The following is a 17,563-nucleotide window of genomic DNA, read 5'->3' on the forward strand; positions in this document are numbered from 1 at the left end:
ACTAAAAATTTGAAAATGAAATAACTATTTTTTTAAAAACTCACTTAATCGATTACAAAAATTAAAAACTCAATTATGAAAACAAAATTACTTATCTGTAGCATGATTATGCTAATGCAAACCCTGATTGTTTTTGGTCAAACAAAAACTTGGGATTTTGGAAATGATGATACGACATGGCCTTTGAATGGTGGTATTGGTACTTCACCAATGGTTGTAGATAACCTAGGATTATATCCAATACCGACAAATTCAAATTTTGGAGCGGTTACTAGTAGTAATGCAACATTTGATGATGGATTCACTGCTCCAAGAAGATTTCAATTAAATGGCGGTGGTGGTGTAACACCTCCTACTTACATGCCTACGCAACGTTATTTATTTTTTGATGTGGATGGGCCTTGTACTGTTAAAGTTTGGTTTAAAACAGGTAGTAATGGTACACAAAGAACAGTTTATGTTACCGACGGTAGTAACTTAATAGGAGAAGGGTCTTCAAATGATGGGACAAATGCTGATTTAGTGATTTTTACAGCTAATTACACTTCTCCTACAGGAGGCAGGTTGTATGTGTATGGAAGTTCAGCTTGCAATTTATATAAAATGGAAGTTACAGGAGCAAATGTTAGTGCAACTTTAAGCAATGATTCTTTTATAAATGAAATTACGACAAAAGTTTACACAAATGAAAATCAATTGTATATAACAAATATTGAAACGGAGAATACAATTTGGGTTTATAATTTAAGTGGTCAGCTAGTAAAATCTTTAACTACAACTGAAGATACAACTATGACTTTATTAAAAGGATTTTATATAGTAAATGTCGTATCTTCTGAAGGAAATAAAAAGTCTTTTAAACTAATTATTTAAAAAGAACCTATGAAATTATTTGTTGTGCAAATACAAAAAAGTAGCATTATCCTGTTTTTTTTCATCTTGATAAACAGTAATGCGATGTTTTTATTTGCACAGCAAATGTTTCAAAAAGATACTTCGTATACCATTAATTCTGAATATATAAAACAGAAAATAAAATATCCTCAAATAACTATTGTTAAACCTGATACAACAAAGAATACCATTTCTGTAACTCATAATATCATTTACAATAAAAAGAATAACAAACCTTTACATTTAGATGCGTATTACTTAAAAAGTAAAGATAAATTACCCGCTGTATTTTTAATTCATGGAGGAGGCTGGAAATCTGGTAATAAATCTATGTTACAACCTTTAGCGCAGTCTATTTCTAAAAAGGGATATCAATGTTTCTCCATAGAATATAGCCTTTCTAATGAAGCAAAATATCCTCAATCTATTAGTGATATTTTAGAGGCTATAACATTCGTAAAAATGGAAGCTGAAAAATTCAATATCGATACTTTAAAAATAGGAATTTTAGGCTGTTCTTCTGGAGGTCAAATGGCAAGCCTAATTGGAACAAAATATCCTAAAAATATTAAAGCCATTGTCAATTTAGACGGTATTTTAGCTTTTCATCATCCCGAATCAAAAGAAGGGAAATTAGCCTCCGAGTGGTTAGGAGGAACGTATGAAGAAAAACCTGAGATTTGGCAAGAAGCATCTGCACTTTCTCATGTTAATGAAAATACACCGCCCATTTTATTTGTTAACAGTCAATTTGAACGCTTTCATGCTGGAAGAGATGATATGATACAAATTTTAAATCAATATCATATTTATAGCGAATTGAAGCCAATTGAAAATAGTCCACATACCTTCTGGTTGTTTCATCCATGGTTTAATGAAACTACCATTTGTATCACACAATTTTTAGATAAAATTTTAAAATCAACTCCATAAAATGAAAAACATAACTGTCCTAACAAGTATGCTATTGCTACTGAATTTATCCGCTTGTAAAAAGAATATCGAACCAAAAGCTACAATTGAAGAGCAACCCAAAAAAGAAGAAACTGTAGCAAAAACCTATGCCGAAATTTCTATAAAAGAAGGTGGTCATTGGGAAGGAAGAAAATACTTAGAAGGTACATTTAAAAATGTGGACAGTGTAAAAGTTCCTACTGAACATACCGATCATTCATGGTATATTCGCTATGAAGGGCCTGGTTGGGAAAGCAATAAAATTGGTTACCGACTCTATTTAGATTGGAGAAATGCTATTGATATTTTTGGTAAAAAAACAGATACTATGGTACTTTCAAAAGTAGGATTAGATGGCTTCGATTCCTATCACGAAATGCAAAACTGGGGTTCCGATATTTTAAAAGCGGGTAAAGGCTTGGGCATCGGTGCTATTGGTCGTTATGTGAATAAGGAAGTAGTACATTTCAACGAAGTAGATTCAACATTTGCTAAAACTGAAAATTTTGAAAATCAATCTGTAGTTACTGTAAATTATTTTGGTTGGAAAACCAATAATCAAAAAACAAATTTAACTTCTAACTTAAGCATTTCACCAAACGAAAGATACACAAAACATACTATCCAAAGTTCAGAAGCACTACAAGGCATTTGTACAGGTATCGTAAAATTAAGCGATTTACCTTTACTTCAAAACGAAAGTGAGAATGAAAAATGGGGATATGTAGCCACTTATGGAAAACAATCATTAGTCCCAGATAATTTAGGAATGGCTATTTTCTATAAAAAAGAAAGCATAAACGAAATAACAGAAGGCAATTACGATCATGTACTTGTTTTCAAACCTACAACCACAGCTATAACTTTTTATTTTTTAGGCGCTTGGGAGCAAGAGATAAATGGGATTCAATCACAAGAGGAATTTTTATCTTATCTTGATCAAAAATTAGCTGAATTAAATGCTACAGATAAATTAAAATAAGAATGAAGGATAATTTCAACTATATAAGTAAAATCATAGGTTTATTTTCAATTGGATGCCTTTTAATTCAATGTAAAACGGAAAATAAAGAAACCGTTTTAACTCATTCTGAAAATAAAACATATACTATTTCAGACACGTTAAAATGGTCGGAACGAATGGCTTTAACCCTTATGGAGCAACATCCTAAAGCCTATCAAATTGACGACAAAGAGGAACCAAAATGGGACTATGTACATGGTTTAGTATTAAGCTCTTTTGAAAAATTATATGAAAAAACAAAAGATAAAAAGTATTATGATTACATTAAAGGTTATGCGGATGCAACAATCGATAGTTCAGGTGTAATCGCATCTTACAAATATGAAAACTTCAATATCGACATGATTGAAGCGGGAAATATTTTATTCAATTTATATGATACGACCCAAGAAGAAAAGTATTTGAAAGCCCTGCAACTACTTAGAAAACAATTATTGGAACATCCTAGAACAACTGAAGGAGGTTTTTGGCATAAAAAAAGATATCCTTCTCAAATGTGGTTAGATGGTTTATATATGGCAGAACCTTTTTATGCACATTATACTACAAAGTTTGAAAATGGTGCAAATTTAGAGGATGTTGCGAAACAATTCGAACTCATTCAAAAACATGCATATGACTCCAAAACAGGCTTATTGTACCACGGCTGGGATGAAAGTAAAAAAATGGACTGGGCAAATAAAGAAACAGGTACTTCACCCAATTTTTGGTCGCGATCTCTAGGTTGGTATGCTATGGCATTAGTCGATGCTTTGGATTATTTTCCTGAAAATAATCCGAAACGAAAAGAATTAATCGCCTACTTAAATCAATTAGCGACAGCTTTAGCGAAACAACAACATCCTTCTGGTTTATGGTATCAAGTAACTAATCTAGGAGATAAAGAAGGGAATTATTTAGAAGCCTCAGGTTCGGCCATGTTTGCGTATGCTTTTGCTAAAGGAGCAAATAAAGGCTATTTACCTATCGAATATAAAACTAAGGCTAATAAAGCTTTTGATGGTTTAACTGAAAAATTAGTAAAAGTTTCTGAAAAAGGGGAAATTAGTATTACGCAAGCTTGTGCTGTAGCGGGTTTAGGCGGAAATCCTTATCGAGATGGTTCTTACGAATATTATATTAATGAAAAAAAGAAAGATAACGACCCAAAAGCAACGGGACCTTTCATTTTAGCCGCAATTGAATTAAACAGATAAAATGAATTATAAACCAACGTATTTTGCAACATTCATAGTATTACTTTTTGTTTCTATAACAAGAGGTCAGGTTTTAAATAAATCTTGGAAAGATATTATTCACAAAAGTGAAACGGCATGGTTTAGTACTACTGAAGCAAAAGAAATAGCTGAAAATGTGCTTTTGTACCAAAGAGATATTGGGGGTTGGCCCAAAAACATCCAAATGCAACAGAAATTATCTAATGATGAAAAGGAAGCATTACGAGTCCTGAAATCTAGTACTAAAGAAGTGACTACAGATAATGGAGCAACCATTCAAGAAATGGAGTTTTTGTCTAAAATGTATGAAAGTGTACCCGATAATCGGTACAAAGAAGCCTTTCTTAAAGGCATAAATTATCTTTTAGAGGCACAATATGAAAATGGGGGTTGGCCTCAGTTTTATCCACTTAAAAAAGGATATTATACGCATATTACTTTTAATGATGATTCTATGGTTAACATACTTTCTCTTTTAAAAGAAATTAAAGATAAAACCAATTATTATTCTATAAAACCAAATGAAGAAATCGTTTCTAAGGCTCAAATTGCTTTTGATAAAGGAATCGACTGTATTTTAAAAACGCAATATATACAAAACGGAGTTTTAACGAGTTGGTGTGCCCAACATGATGAAAATACGTTTTTACCAGCTAAAGCTAGAGCATATGAATTACCATCACTAAGTGGTCATGAATCTGCTAATATTGTATTATTACTAATGGCTATAGAAAATCCTTCTCCAGAAATTATACAAGCAATACATGCTGCGGTAGCTTGGTTTGAAAAAGTACAAATAAACAACCTAAGAGAAGAACGAATTTATAATGATGAAGGTAAGGTAATTGATAAAAAGCTGATTCATGATGAAAAAGCAAAACCTCTTTGGGCTAGATTTATGGAGTTAGACGATAACAAACCTTTCTTTTGTGATCGAGATGGGATTAAAAAATACAGTTTAGCAGAAATTGGTCCCGAAAGAAGAAATGGATATGCTTGGTATATTTCCACACCTGAAAAAGTTCTGAAAAAATATCCTAAATGGAAAGAAAAGCACGGTATTACTGCTATAAAAACACCAACTGAAGATAAGTACTATATGGTTGTTTCCCAAGATGGTAGTGGTGATTATACAAAAATTCAAGAAGCCATAAATAATGCAAAAGCTTTTCCTTATGAAAAAATTACCATTTTTATTAAAAAGGGGATTTACAACGAAAAAATAAAAATTCACGAATGGAATACGAATATCCTTTTAATTGGTGAAAGTAAAGAAAAAACCATAATTCGGTACGATGACGCCTTTAACAAAGTAAGCCTAGGAAGAAATAGCACTTTTTATACGTATACACTTTTAGTTGAAGCGAATGACATTGTTCTGAAAAATCTTACTATCGAAAATACGGCAGGAGACGTAGGTCAAGCCGTTGCCTTATCGGTTTTTTCTAATAGAGTAGTGGTTGAAAATTGCATTATTTTAGGAAATCAAGATACGCTGTATGCTTCTGGCATTGGTAAACAATACTATAAAAATTGTTACATTGAAGGTACCACTGATTTTATTTTTGGAAGTGCAACCGCTTATTTTGAAAATTGTACCATTCATTCAAAAAAAGATTCCTTTATAACAGCTGCTTCCACACCCAAGGATGCTAATTTTGGTTATGTTTTTAAAAATTGTCATCTCACAGCCTCTACCACAACTTCAAAAGTATATTTAGGCAGGCCTTGGAGAATTTATGCTAAAACAGTTTTTATTCAATGTACTTTAGAGCAACACATTCTTCCGGAAGGATGGCACAATTGGTCTAAACCAGAAGCCGAAAAAACTACTTTTTATGCCGAATTTGAAAATAAAGGAGCTGGTGCACTCTCTTCTAAAAGAGTTTCATGGTCGCATCAATTAACAAAAAAAGAAATGAAAAAGTATAGTTTACAAAATATTTTAGGAAGTAATGAAAGTCAACCCAATTGGTATGAAACGAAGTAATTTTATAATAATTATTATCCTATTTCTTGAGAGTTGTTCAAGTTTAAAAACGAATGATACGCAATCCATAACTATTTACTTGATTGGTGATTCTACAATGGCCAATAAAAAAAATCCTAATAATAATCCAGAACACGGTTGGGGACAAGTTTTACCTAATTTTTTTACTGAAAATGTGATTATAAAAAATCATGCTGTTAATGGAAGAAGTTCTAAAAGTTTTAGAGATTTAAAAAATTGGAAACCAGTTCTAGATTCCTTGCAGAAGGGAGATTATGTATTCATACAATTTGGTCATAACGATTCAAAAGATACAGATCCAAAACGATATACCAATCCACAAACTTCCTATCGTTATAATTTAATGCGTTATGTAGAAGAAGCAAGAGCAAAAGGAGCAATTCCTGTTCTATTTTCATCTATTGCACGAAGAAAATTTAATGCTGAAGGCGTATTATTAGATTCTCATGGTAATTACACCTTAATTACGCGTTTAGTTGCTCAAGAAATGAAGGTTCCTTTTATCGATTTACAATATGCAACAGAGCAATTAGAAGAAACGTATGGGGTTGAAGCATCAAAAAAATTACATCTACATTTTAAAAAAGGTGAAAATGAATATTTCCCTGATGGCATCGAAGATAATACGCATTTGTCAAAATTAGGAGCTAATGAAGTAGCCAATTTAGCGGTAAAAGAGATTTCAAGAAAAATACCCGAATTAAAAAAATATAATAAACTTAACCAATGAGAATTGGTTGTAAAATAGTACTTTTTCTTTGTATACAGAAGAATACTCTTGGTTTTGTAGTTGGAAATACAAGCAGTAATTTCCATTGGTTTACTACAAACATAAATTAGTTATATACCTATGATTTTTAAGATTATATATTTTTTAAATAAAAAAGTAATCGATTACGAAAATAAATTACTGCCTATTAAACCTTATAAATTTAAACTTTAAATGAAAGGTTATGAACCAAATTCAAAATTGCAAAGCAAGAAGTAGTATACCTTTAAGTTATTTCAATTTTAAGGTAAAAACAGTAATTAACAATTCAAACAAACACAAATCATGAAAAAAAACATCTTATTCATACTTGTATTATTCAATATAAGTATGGCAAATTCCTGGGCAACAAATTATTATGTTGCAACTAATGGTAACGATTCTAATTCAGGTACTTCAACCAATAGTCCATTCCAGACTTTATCCAAAGCCATCAATCAAGCGACAGGAGGCGATACCATTTATGTTAGAGGAGGCAATCACAATTACAGCAGCACTATAGTGATTACTAAAAATGGTTCGTCAAGTGCAAAAATTAATGTTTTTGCATACAATAATGAAATACCCATATTAAATTTCAGTATGAGTGAAGGTGCTTCCAATAGAGGTATTGTATTAGATGGTGATTATTGGCATTGGAAAGGCATTACTATTCAAGGTGCTGGTGATAATGGTATGCTTTTATCGGGTAATAATAATACTATCGAAAATTGTATTTTTAGAAACAATAAAGATACTGGTCTACAATTAAGTAGATATAGTACTAGTGCAAATAGTATCAGTCAATGGCCTACAAACAATTTAATTTTCGGCTGTGAATCGTATGATAATAAAGACAGTGGAAATGAAAATGCCGATGGATTTGCAGCGAAACTAACTTGTGGAACGGGAAATATCTTTAGAAACTGTGTGGCTCATCATAATATTGACGATGGTTGGGATTTATATACCAAAAGTGATACTGGACCAATTGGTGTAATTGTATTAGAAGGATGTATTGCGCATCATAACGGTACCCTTACTACTGGAGGTACTTCAGGAGGTGGTGATAAAAATGGCTATAAATTAGGATCATCGGCACATCAAATCAATCATATTGTAAGAAGATGTATTGCTTTTAATAATGGAAAACATGGTTTTACAGACAATGGTAACATTGGTGCCATAGAATTTACCAATAATACATCTTACAATAATGAAGGTTATAATTGGCATACTAGAGACGGTGCAAGCCATGTTTTTAAAAATAATCTATCTTTTGATAATGCCACTAATGATCGAATTAGAGGAAATAGTACAGCACCGAATTCTTTTATTGGTGCAACGGGTGGCTTTGTGGTAACTAGTTCAGATTTTGTGACTTTAACAATGGGTTCCAATGCGAATCCTACAGGAAATGGTTTTCTTAATTTAAATGTAAGTAGCGATTTAATTGATGCAGGTGTAACTTCAACAGGAATTACGTATACAGGTTCTAAACCCGATTTAGGTGCTATCGAATCTGGAACGACAAGTGGAGGAGGAGGAACAGCCGAAATTTTATTAACAGCAGCTGGAGGTAATGGTTCCATTAATTTAAATTGGAGCATTTCAAATCTTACCATAACAGGTTTAGAGATCTATAGAGACACTGATTCCAATCCAAGTGGAAGAGTACGTATTGCGCAAGTGGCAACAACAACAAGAAATTACACCGATAGCAATGTAAGTAATGGAACTACCTATTATTATTGGATAAAAGCCAATGCAAGTATCAATTCAAATGTGGCTTCTGCAACTCCAACCGGTTCTAATGGAGGCGGTTCTACAAGTAATCAAATTCATAATTTTACCGTATCAGAAAAAAATAGTTCTTTTTATACCATTTCTGGAAATATGAATGCAACTGATGGTTTCGTAAATTATAACGGACTCAACTTAACGCGAAGATTAAAAATTGAATCGAGTACTTCAATTGTTTTTAGTACAACGGTTTCTGCTACTTTAACATTAGTATTTGATAGTAATTTTACAGGAAATATAAAAGTTGATAATGTTTCTTATGCGGCTAGCTCAGGAATTGCAACTATAAGTATAGCAAGTGGTTCACATACTATAACAAAAGATAATGTAGCTAATTTATATTATATGAGTACAACTTATAACTCCAATCGAATGACTAATGAAGTAGAAAAAGAAATTATAAATGAAGCAGATATTGTAATTTATCCAAATCCAGCACAAGATGATTTACAAATAAAACTTCCAAATAAATATTCAAATGGAACTATTACAGTAATAGATTTGACGGGAAAAGAAATACTCAAAGGATCTATTGAAAACAACCAAAATAGAGTAGATATTAGTCATTTAAAATCTGGAATCTATATTCTCAAAATTAATAGTACTACTGGTTCTTATACCAAACCATTTATCAAAGAATAAGTAACTAAAAGCCCGATAGTAAAATATCGGGTTTGCTTTTTCAAAAAAACTAGGATTATAAAGTTGAACTCTACAATTAAGTCAAATTTTTTCAAAAATTAATAGATTTTTAACAGCAAATGTAAGATAGTTAACATTTGTTCCTTTATATCATTAGTAATTTTGTAATAACAATAAAATTAGTAATGAAAATGAAACATATAAAAATTTTAAGTCTAATTCTCATCGGTTTAATCACCTTAAATTGTGAATCTAAAAATTCAAAAAATAATACAGAAGACATTCAAGAACTACAAAATGTCTCAAAAGTTCAAATAACAAAAGAAGACCCAAATCTAGATCAATATGAAACGGCTTATTTTGCATCGGGTTGTTTTTGGTGTGTGGAAGCTATTTTTGAAAGTGTAAAAGGAGTTCAAGAAGTAGTTTCTGGTTATAGTGGTGGTAATCAACCCAATCCAAATTATGAAAAGGTGAGTAGTGGTACCACCGATTATGCGGAAGCGGTAAAAATATATTATGACCCAAAAGTAATTTCCTTCAATGATTTAGTAATCATCTTTTTTGGTTCCCATGATCCAACCACTTTAAATCAACAAGGTCCAGATACAGGTACTCAATATCGATCAATAGCATTTTATAAAAATGATGCTGAAAAAGAAATCATTCAGAACTACATCAATCTATTGAAAAAGGAAAAACGTTTTGATAAACCCATTACGACAGAAGTAAAAAAGTTTACCAAATTTTATCCTGCGGAAGCGTATCATCAAAATTATGAATCTTTACATCCAGATAATTCGTATATACAAAATGTATCCATCCCTAGAATCAAAAAATTTAAAAATAAATTTCCAAACTATTTAAAATAAAAATATTATGAAAACTATTAAATATCAGTTTTTTAACATCTTACTGGTTAGTGTTTTGACCATTTCATCATTATCGTGCCAAGAGAAGAAAACAAATGCAAAAACAACTGCACAGAAATACCCAGAAGCTTTAAGTAAAAACGAATGGAAAACTAAATTAAGTCCGAACACTTATTATATAATGGTTGAACAAGGAACAGAACCTGCATTTGACAATGCATATTATAACAATCATAAAAAAGGAATTTATGTAAGTGCTGCAACTGGAAAACCATTATTTAGTTCTGAGGATAAATTCGATTCAGGTACCGGTTGGCCATCCTTTACAAAACCTATAAACAAAGATGCAGTTGTTTGGGTAAAAGATAATAGTTATGGTATGACACGTGATGAAGTTGTAGAAAAAGCTACTGGTTTACATTTAGGTCATGTATTTAATGATGGGCCAGAACCAACAGGTTTAAGATATTGCATCAATTCAGCTGCATTAAAGTTTATTGAAGAAAAATAAGTAAAAGAGTGAGAAACTTTCTCATTCAATTATTTTCTATTTTACATAATGTATATTATAATTCAATTTATATATATACCTAAAACAGTATACAATTTGCTAAAAAACTATTGAATGATTAATTTATCAGAATAAACGGCTGTTTCAGTTTGTATTTGGAAGAAATAAATCCCTTTAGAAAGATGATTGGTAGTATATATTTTAGAGGACATATTTTTTTTGTCGATTAATTTACCAGAAAAATCATATACTGAAAATACGAATGTATTAGAATTTATATGGATGTTTAAAATTTGATTTTCTCGGATTGGATTTGGGTATACTTGTACGTTAAAATTTAATTCAACAGTTGCAATGTCTAACGAATTACAATTTCCTGAATAATTTGCAGTAGCATCTTTTAACCAACTTGCATAATTTCCAACACCAGCAGTAGCATTTGTACCATTATCAACTTCAATACAAGTTAATAATGGATTATTTGTTGCATTAAAAGTATTCAAAATAGTGTTTGTACCATTTTTAACAAATAATGAGTTCAACGCATTATAAGCCACATTTAAACTGGTTAATTGTGTATTTGAATTTAAATTTAAATCTGTTATTTGATTTCCTAGAATATTTAAATACTGTAAATTTGGTAAACTACTTACATCTAAACTCGTTAAAGCATTATTAGATACATCTAAAAAAGCAATAATTGATGCATCGGAAAAAGTAATACTTGTTAGATTCATATTGGTTAGACTAACATCATATAGTATTGGATTTCCGCTTAAATCTATAGTTGTAATCGGATTATTATCTATGTAAAGTGCTTCTATTGAAGTAAAATCTTGTAAACCTGTTAAATCTGAAATATTATAATTACTTAAAATATTCAAATCTTCTAATCCAGAAATATTATCTGTAGGCACATAATTATCCAATGGGCCAAAATCTACAGATAAATCTATCAATAATTGTTCAAAACCATCATCTGGTATATAGGTGTTTTGAGAATAAATAATATGGGAAAATAGCAGTGAAATTAATAAAAAGTAATGCTGCTTCATAAATTTATAATTAAAATTATTAACAAATTTATAAAAAAGTTTCAAAAAACAATACTTTTATAGAAAAAACCCCCATAAACAGGTGTTTTTACCTGATAAAAAATACCTATGCATTTAAAATTACAAAATAAAAAATTGTATACCATTGAATAAAATCTTAGATTTGCGTCCCTTTAACTATTACGTCTATGGAAAATAAATATGCACAAAAATTGATTGAGAAAATTCAAAAAGAAGTTTTACAAAACAAATTTGATTTGGACTCAATTATTACCGATTTAAAAAAGATTAGGGAATATTCTCTAGAAGAACAAAACCCTGTGGTTACTAAAGCTTTACGTTTAGCTTATGAACATTTAGAAGCAAATAATGCATTTTTAATTGGAATTCCAGATGATGAACCAATACATGAAGAAAATCAAACGGAACAAAATGTATCTGAAGAAAATGATATTGAAAGTTTTGAATATTTCTTATCTCTTTTACATGATTTATCTAAAAAGAATAATTTATTAGATTTAAGAGAATATAATAAAGCGTTTATTGCCTTTTAATAAAACTCAAAAAATTACTAAAAGAGTTCATGATGAGCTCTTTTTTTTTATCTATATTTTAACAGAAAAACCTTAAAAATCTTAGTAAATTTGCATTCCTAAATCTATTTTTATGTACAAGCAAAAAAAATCTAGAGTCCGTCTTCTACATCAATATTACAAGTATACCGGCTTTTATTCCTTTATTTGGGAAAACTCAAAAAAAGCTTTAGTTCCGCTTGCTGTTATAATTGGTATTCTTCTGTACATTAATTATTATGTAATGAGTATTGACGAAATGTTAGTTTATGTTACTCAAAATTTTAGTGATGTATCCATATTTTCTTTATTTCTTGTATCTGAAAGTATTTTAGGTTTATTACCTCCAGATATTTTTATTGCTTGGACCAAAAACACTTCCTCTCCACTACTCTATTTATCTATTTTAGCGGTGCTATCCTATTTAGGTGGTGTTATATCCTATTATAAAGGAAGAACTTTATTGCTTATTCCAAAAATAAATGATTATTTGGAAGGAAAAATGACAAAGCATATTAGAAATATGCAAAAATGGGGTGGTTTTTTAATTGCTGTAGGAGCCTTATTACCTTTACCTTTTGCTATTGCTTGTTTGGCAGCAGGAATGATTAAATTTCCACAAAAACATTTTTTTATTTTTGCTTCCCTTAGAATATTTCGCTTTGTAATTTATGGATATGTTATTTATGCCGCTTTATCATGATTAAATTTTTTAAAATTATTGCTTCTTTAGAAGGGGTTTCTTTGCTTGCGCTTTTATTTTTTGCTATGCCAATGAAATATACATTTGACCAGCCCATATATGTAAAATATATAGGAATGGCACACGGTATATTATTTTTATTATATATTGCTTTAGCCGTTTTGTTAAAATTTGAACAAAAATGGGAAGCAAAAAAATTTGCTATTATTTGCTTGGCTTCAGTAATTCCTTTTGGAACTTTTTATATTGAAAAAAAATACTTGTAAATTTTAATAGATGATTCTTTTTAATTGGGCTTATAAACTACTCAAAGACTTAGATTTTAGTGAAAATATTGCGATTTATACCAATCTTTTAATCAATATTTTTATTTTAATTCTAATAGCCTATTTATTAGATTATATTTTTAAAAAGATCTTAATTATTATTTTAGCTATTGTTGCGGCTCGAACTAAATCTACTTTTGATGATTTTTTAGTAGCTAATAAGACCGCCAAATACATTGCCCATTTAATTCCATTAATTTTTATTTACAAAACGGTTCCTATTATATTAAAAGATTTTAGCTATTGGGAAGGTTTTTTCGAAAAAAGTGTCAAAATCTACATCATTATTCTTTCACTTTGGATTATCCGAAGTGTTTTTAACGCTTTAAAAGATTATCTCAAACATAAGCCAAGATATAGTGATAAACCTATCGATAGTTATATCCAGGTAATAATGATTATGCTCTGGATATTTGGAATAATTTCTTTTATCTCAGTACTGTTTAGTGTTAACAAAACTGTCTTTGTAACTACATTAGGTTCGGTTTCAGCGATAGTAATCTTAATTTTTAGAGATACAATTCTTGGTTTTGTGGCCAGTATATCGGTTTCTGTAAATGATATGGTTCGAATTGGCGACTGGATAACTATGGATAAATTTGGAGCCGATGGTGATGTTATAGAAATTAATTTGGCTACAGTAAAAGTTAGAAACTTTGACAATACTACAACTACAATACCTACGTATAGTTTAATTTCAGATAGTTTTAAAAACTGGAGAGGCATGCAAAATTCTGATGGTAGAAGAATTAAACGTTACCTTTTAATTAAAGCAAAATCGGTTCATTTTATAGAAAAAGAACAACTGGAATATTACAATAAAATTCAAAATATAACCTCCTACATTACACATCGTCAAGCCGATATTGAAAAATACAATAGCAATAACAATATAGATAAATCTTTAATTGTTAATGGAAGAAATCTTACTAATCTAGGCTTGTTTAGAAAATATATAGAAACTTATCTCAAAAATCATTCGGGAATAAACAAGGGTATGATGCTTATGGTAAGACATTTACAACCTACTGAAAAAGGAATACCTATAGAAATCTATTGCTTTTCAAAAGATAAGACTTGGGAGAATTACGAACATATAATGGCCGATATTTTTGACCATATTATAGCTTCTGTCTCTTATTTTAATTTAGAAATATATGAGATAGACAACTTAGTAACTACTCCTTAAAATTATTTTTTAATCTTTCATCTACAAATTCAACTTTTGTTTTGCCATGTGGTTTTGGTTTCCCATGTTCATCTAAATTGACCATAGTAATTGAGTCCACAGTTAATATGGTTTCTTGAGTCATCTTATTTCGAGCTTTGCATTTTAAAGTTAAAGAAGTTTTACCAAATTTAATAACTTCAATCCCTAACTCTATTATATCCCCTTGCTTTGCAGAACTCATAAAATTAATTTCTGTCATATGCTTGGTAACTACTCGTGTATTTTCCAATTGAATAATGGTATATAATGCAGCTTCTTCATCTATCCAAGCTAATAATCTTCCACCGAATAAAGTTTCGTTAGGGTTTAAATCTTCAGGTTTAACCCACTTTCTAGTATTAAATCGCATCATTATTTTATTTTCAATTATACTTATTAAGTAACAAAAATAGAATAAACCCTAAATTTATTGATATAATAACGCAAATTTTATTTTTTATAAACTTAAAAATGCCTACTTTCGCAATTATTTTTTAACAATATAAAAATTATGAAGAAAGTTATTGTTTTTTTATCCCTTTCAATGATGTTTACGTCTTTGATTTGTGCCCAAGAAGAAGCTAAAAAACAAGAAGAGATTGATTTTAACAGATGGTCTGTTGATTTAAATGCTGGTCTAAGTAAACCTACTACACCTTTTTCAACTAATTACTATGCGAGTAATACTAATTTTATCCATGGTGATTTAGGCTTAAGATACATGTTTAATAATAAATTCGGTTTAAAATTAGATGTGGGGTACGATTCATTCAAAAACAAATCTGAAAGTTTTGAATTTGAAGGACAATACTATAGAACAAACCTACAAGGTGTACTTAACTTAGGTAGAGTACTGAACTTTGAAGAATGGACAAACACTATTAATCTTCAAGCTCATACAGGTTTAGGTTTTGCTTTTATGACAAATGATAAATTTGAAGGTAATGATGACATGACTAACTTCATTTTAGGTCTTACTGCACAATTCAGATTGTCTAATAGAATTGCATTAAATGCAGATTTTACCATGATTAATAATGTAAATCAAAAGTATACATTTGATGGATATGAAGATCCTTCTGTTGCTGCCGATAGAGGTTTTAATAGTACATTATATAATGCAAGTATAGGGTTTTCTTTTTACTTAGGTAAAAATGAAAAGCATGCTGATTGGTTTATTCCTAGAAACAAACAGTTGGATGAACTGGAAGCTCGTGTAGCTGAATTAGAAACAATGATGAATGATACAGACCGTGATGGTGTGCCAGATTATCTAGATGTTGAGCCTAATTCTATTACAGGTGTAGCGGTAGACACAAAAGGACGTGCAGTTGACATGAACAACAATGGTGTTCCTGATGAAATTGAATCGTATATCGAAAAAGTGAAAGGAAATCAAGAAACTGCTAAAGAAGGACAATCTATTGAAGATATCATTAACGGAGGTTATGTAAATGTTTATTTTGATACTGCTTCAAGTAAACCAAGAGCAGATTCTTACGCTGCCATCAACTTTGTTGTTCAATATTTAAAATCAAATCCAGGAACAAGCGTTGAAGTAATCGGTTATGCTGATGAAATTGGTTCTTCTGAATACAATGATAAATTATCTGCAGCAAGAGCTTCTTTTGTTAAAGATGTGATTACTAAAGCTGGTGTAGATGCTTCTCGATTAGTTGATGTAGCTAAAGGGGAAGACGCGTCAGTTGATGTAAATTCTCCTTATGCAAGAAAATTGGTAAGAAGAGTAACTTTCAAATTGAAGTAATTAACAATACTATCTTAATAACTTAAAAAGAGCCTTCAAAATTGAAGGTTCTTTTTTTTTAACTTTAGTTATACTATAAAAACACACTGTTATGAGAACTAAAGATGAGGCTATATTAGAAATTAGAGGGGAATCCATAGGTGTTATTACAGAAACTTCTTCAGCCGAAGAAAAATTTCAGAATCTAACTTTAAGACCTATTTTAAAATTTCAAAATGATTTGTTTTTAGAAGTTTTTCGTAATTATGCAGTCAAACAAAAAAGCGTCTTTTTTACACTTAATCCTGAAAAAAAAATGAATTATATTGAACATGTAATTCAAAGGGACATTAAATTTAGAAATGCCTTAAAGGGAATGGTCATTGGTATGTTCACCATTTCAGAATACAAAGAGTATATTCAAAATTCTTCTAATATTAATAAAAGAATGATGAATTTACTCATTGAAAGATTAAAAAGTCAAATTCAATTATTTGAATAAGTATTTTTTATGAATACAAACTTTCTCCATTTAAATTTGTAGTTAAAACATCACTCATATAATTAAAGAAGGGGCGCATGGCTTGAAAAGTAGCAATTACTTCTTCCTTGAAATTAGAGGCCAATACTTCTTCATTGGTAAATGATCGTGTAACTAAAAATTGTTTTTTTCGAATTAAATCTATATTGGGATGATTTTTATCAAAGTCTCTTGGAGCTGTTTTCAATTCTTCACCTTCTAACGAACCAAAATAGGTTTTAAATGTAGCTTCAGAAGTAATTGCTCTAAATTCGGACGCATCCAATTCCAATTCTTTTCGAATGCGTAACAAATCTTCTACATTGGGTTCCCAAAAACCACCTCCTACAAAACTTTTATCATTTTCAATATGCAAATAATATCCTCCTCTCAATAAGGGTTTTGTTCTTCTATAGGCAGCACTAAAATTAACTTTGTAAGGTAATTTGTTCTTTGAAAATCGAACATCTCTGTAAATTCTAAAGATTTGCATATGTTCTATATGATCTATTTTTCCTAAATCCTCTCCCACTTCAGTAAAAAATTGCTTCATGAATTTACTTTGTTTATCATAACGCTTCTTATTTTCTGCAAACCATTCACGATTATTGTTTTCTTTTAAATCTAATAAAAATGATAAGGATTCTTGATTAATTTGACTCATTTTTTGAATTTTTAAAAATTTTAATTGTTAAAAAAATGTTAATGAATTATTTTTTAGGATTGTGTTTAAAATTTTAATTCTTAACTTTAA

Annotated in this window: 18 protein-coding genes; 15 read left to right on the forward strand and 3 right to left on the reverse strand. The window is 30.0% G+C overall.

Annotated features, from left to right (window positions below; all coding sequences use genetic code 11):
* Positions 1-75: 75 nt before the first annotated feature.
* From NHF47_RS11280 to msrB, 9 genes are all read left to right on the forward strand, one after another.
* Positions 76-873 (forward strand): T9SS type A sorting domain-containing protein, encoded by a 798-nt coding sequence (locus NHF47_RS11280; protein ID WP_252765021.1) that lies wholly within the window; start codon positions 76-78, stop codon positions 871-873.
* Between the two features lie 84 nt (positions 874-957).
* Positions 958-1,827, forward strand: coding sequence for an alpha/beta hydrolase (locus NHF47_RS11285; protein ID WP_252765022.1), 870 nt, complete (start codon positions 958-960; stop codon positions 1,825-1,827).
* Position 1,828: 1 nt separating this feature from the next.
* Positions 1,829-2,830, forward strand: coding sequence for a DUF4861 family protein (locus NHF47_RS11290; RefSeq protein ID WP_252765023.1), 1,002 nt, complete (start codon positions 1,829-1,831; stop codon positions 2,828-2,830).
* A 2-nt stretch (positions 2,831-2,832) separates the two neighbouring features.
* Complete coding sequence (locus tag NHF47_RS11295) at positions 2,833-4,068, forward strand: glycoside hydrolase family 105 protein (RefSeq protein WP_252765024.1); 1,236 nt, start codon at positions 2,833-2,835, stop codon at positions 4,066-4,068.
* A 1-nt stretch (position 4,069) separates the two neighbouring features.
* Positions 4,070-6,079 carry a pectate lyase gene (gene pelA, locus NHF47_RS11300; RefSeq protein WP_252765025.1) on the forward strand — a complete coding sequence of 670 codons (2,010 nt, stop codon included), beginning with the start codon at positions 4,070-4,072 and terminating at the stop codon, positions 6,077-6,079.
* The gene (locus tag NHF47_RS11305) at positions 6,066-6,830 is read left to right on the forward strand and encodes a rhamnogalacturonan acetylesterase (protein WP_252765026.1); all 765 of its coding nucleotides are present in this window, start codon (positions 6,066-6,068) and stop codon (positions 6,828-6,830) included. The genes pelA and NHF47_RS11305 overlap by 14 nt, the downstream gene beginning before the upstream one ends.
* A gap of 324 nt (positions 6,831-7,154) precedes the next feature.
* On the forward strand, positions 7,155-9,293 hold the full coding sequence (locus NHF47_RS11310) for a T9SS type A sorting domain-containing protein (RefSeq protein WP_252765027.1): 2,139 nt from the start codon (positions 7,155-7,157) through the stop codon (positions 9,291-9,293).
* Positions 9,294-9,484: 191 nt separating this feature from the next.
* Positions 9,485-10,165: a peptide-methionine (S)-S-oxide reductase MsrA gene (gene msrA / locus NHF47_RS11315; protein WP_252765028.1), complete on the forward strand. Its 681-nt coding sequence runs from the start codon at positions 9,485-9,487 to the stop codon at positions 10,163-10,165.
* A gap of 7 nt (positions 10,166-10,172) precedes the next feature.
* Positions 10,173-10,676: a peptide-methionine (R)-S-oxide reductase MsrB gene (gene msrB, locus NHF47_RS11320; RefSeq protein ID WP_252765029.1), complete on the forward strand. Its 504-nt coding sequence runs from the start codon at positions 10,173-10,175 to the stop codon at positions 10,674-10,676.
* Between the two features lie 107 nt (positions 10,677-10,783).
* Here msrB and NHF47_RS11325 read toward each other — a convergent pair whose 3' ends face one another.
* Positions 10,784-11,731, reverse strand: a complete 948-nt coding sequence (locus NHF47_RS11325; protein ID WP_252765030.1) for a T9SS type A sorting domain-containing protein — start codon at positions 11,729-11,731, stop codon at positions 10,784-10,786.
* A gap of 188 nt (positions 11,732-11,919) precedes the next feature.
* Between NHF47_RS11325 and NHF47_RS11330 the strand changes: the two genes are divergently transcribed.
* The 4 genes from NHF47_RS11330 (at position 11,920) to NHF47_RS11345 (ending at position 14,521) form a co-directional block, all read left to right on the forward strand.
* On the forward strand, positions 11,920-12,285 hold the full coding sequence (locus NHF47_RS11330; RefSeq protein ID WP_252765031.1) for a hypothetical protein: 366 nt from the start codon (positions 11,920-11,922) through the stop codon (positions 12,283-12,285).
* Positions 12,286-12,547: 262 nt separating this feature from the next.
* Entirely contained in the window at positions 12,548-13,006 is a 459-nt protein-coding gene (locus NHF47_RS11335; RefSeq protein ID WP_308219267.1) for a VTT domain-containing protein, read from the forward strand.
* Positions 13,003-13,272 carry a DUF3817 domain-containing protein gene (locus NHF47_RS11340; protein ID WP_252765033.1) on the forward strand — a complete coding sequence of 90 codons (270 nt, stop codon included), beginning with the start codon at positions 13,003-13,005 and terminating at the stop codon, positions 13,270-13,272. Before NHF47_RS11335 ends, NHF47_RS11340 begins: the two co-directional genes overlap by 4 nt.
* 10 nt (positions 13,273-13,282) lie before the next feature.
* Positions 13,283-14,521, forward strand: a complete 1,239-nt coding sequence (locus NHF47_RS11345) for a mechanosensitive ion channel family protein (protein WP_252765034.1) — start codon at positions 13,283-13,285, stop codon at positions 14,519-14,521.
* Here the strand turns inward: NHF47_RS11345 and NHF47_RS11350 are convergent.
* Positions 14,511-14,912, reverse strand: a complete 402-nt coding sequence (locus NHF47_RS11350) for an acyl-CoA thioesterase (RefSeq protein ID WP_252766092.1) — start codon at positions 14,910-14,912, stop codon at positions 14,511-14,513. The genes NHF47_RS11345 and NHF47_RS11350 overlap by 11 nt on opposite strands.
* A gap of 141 nt (positions 14,913-15,053) precedes the next feature.
* Between NHF47_RS11350 and NHF47_RS11355 the strand changes: the two genes are divergently transcribed.
* Both NHF47_RS11355 and NHF47_RS11360 read left to right on the forward strand, forming a co-directional pair.
* Positions 15,054-16,310, forward strand: a complete 1,257-nt coding sequence (locus NHF47_RS11355; RefSeq protein ID WP_252765035.1) for an OmpA family protein — start codon at positions 15,054-15,056, stop codon at positions 16,308-16,310.
* 91 nt (positions 16,311-16,401) lie between these two features.
* Positions 16,402-16,791, forward strand: coding sequence for a glyoxalase (locus NHF47_RS11360; protein ID WP_252765036.1), 390 nt, complete (start codon positions 16,402-16,404; stop codon positions 16,789-16,791).
* Positions 16,792-16,798: 7 nt separating this feature from the next.
* Here the strand turns inward: NHF47_RS11360 and NHF47_RS11365 are convergent, their stop codons facing one another.
* Positions 16,799-17,473 (reverse strand): DUF2461 domain-containing protein, encoded by a 675-nt coding sequence (locus NHF47_RS11365; protein ID WP_252765037.1) that lies wholly within the window; start codon positions 17,471-17,473, stop codon positions 16,799-16,801.
* Positions 17,474-17,563: the final 90 nt, after the last annotated feature.

Source organism: Flavobacterium sp. NRK F7 (genome assembly GCF_024054195.1).
Taxonomy (GTDB): Bacteria; Bacteroidota; Bacteroidia; order Flavobacteriales; family Flavobacteriaceae; genus Flavobacterium.